Here is a 1,432-nt window from a genome sequence, read left to right on the forward strand (position 1 = left end):
CTAGTAATAGCTGGAAGGGCTGGTAACTGGGACATCCTCCTGATGTGGTCATAAGGGGCTTGGTTATCCCAACCACAAAAGGAGGATGTCAATGTCTAAGGCTAGTCGTTTGAGTCGTGGAGACAAGCGTCGCAACGATCGGTTGAGCAAGTTCCGGGGCATCGTGCGCCGTGACTACGCGGTCGCAGCGATTGATCTGGCGTCGAAAAAGCAAGTTGTCGCTGTGGTCGATCACGACTCCCGCATCGTGGCGCGCAGAACTTTTCACTGCGCGCCACCGCAGTTGGCCACCGCGATCGAGTGGAGCCGTACCGCCGCTACCGCTGCCGGGTTTGCCGGCATCGTCATCGCGTGTGAACCGACCGGGCATCGCTGGAAAACGGTCCGAGACCTGACCGCGGCGGTCGGGGTGCAGATGGTGTGTGTGCAGCCGATCGCGGTGGCACGGGCCCGAGAGACCGAAGACTTCACCCACGACAAATCCGATGACAAAGACGCCCTGCTGATCGCACGGTTGACCACCCAACTTCATATCTATCTGCCCGAACACGCCGACGAGCAATGGACCCGGCTACGTCACCTCGGCGTACGCCGATCCCAGCAACTCACCCGCCGTGGTGCGGCGCAGCAACAAGCCCGCGACCTCCTCGAAGGCGCCTGGCCCCACGCCCTTGACTGCGCCGGGCAACCGTTCAAATCGGTGACCTGGCTGGCCGCGATGGCCGTCATCGGCGCTGACCCGACACCCCTGACCGCCCAGGGCAGCCGGGAACAGGCGGTGGCGTGGCTACGGGAGCAGGTGCGCGCCGAGCTGCCCTGCTGGGGTGGGCGTCGGGTCACTACCCGCATCCTGGTCGCGATCGTCGATGCCGCTTTCGCCGTCCAGACCGAGACCACGATCACCGCCGAGGCCGGTGCGCTGGAACGGGCCCGCTACGCCTTGGCCGACTTTCACCACGCCCGCACCGCCTGCGAGCAGGTCGAGGCGGCCATGATCGAGGTCCTCACCGGGCTGGGCCTGCACGAACTCGCCGGATCCATTCCCGGAGTATCGGCGGTCTCGGTGGCGGCGATCCTCGCCGAAACCGGTGACCTGACCCGCTTCGACTCGGCGCGGGCGGTAGTCAAACATGCCGGACTATGCCCCCGGGAGAACTCCTCCGGCGCCTACCGCGGCGCCACCCGCATCAGTGGTCGTGGCCGGCCGCTGTTGCGGGTCGCCGCCTGGCGAGCGGCGTTCGCGGCGTTGACCCACAACGAGGTATACGCCGCCCGCTATCGGCACCTGACCAGCCGAGAAGCAAACCGCCTCAACCCCAACCAGGCCCGGGTAGCGATCGCCGCGGCTCTGTTGCGGCAGCTATACGTCGTCATCACCACCGCCACGCCGTGGAACCCTGACATCGCTGCCGGCCGTACCCGACCCGTAGAA

At 66.0% G+C, this 1,432-nt stretch carries 1 protein-coding gene; it reads left to right on the forward strand.

Annotation, left to right across the window (positions count from 1 at the left end; genetic code table 11):
• Positions 1 to 91: 91 nt before the first annotated feature.
• Positions 92 to 1,432 (forward strand): IS110 family transposase (locus JW364_RS23955; protein WP_205334500.1); only part of this gene is annotated, 1,341 nt, incomplete at its 3' end.

Source organism: Gordonia sp. BP-119 (assembly GCF_016924115.1).
GTDB classification, from domain to species: Bacteria; Actinomycetota; Actinomycetes; order Mycobacteriales; family Mycobacteriaceae; genus Gordonia; species Gordonia hongkongensis.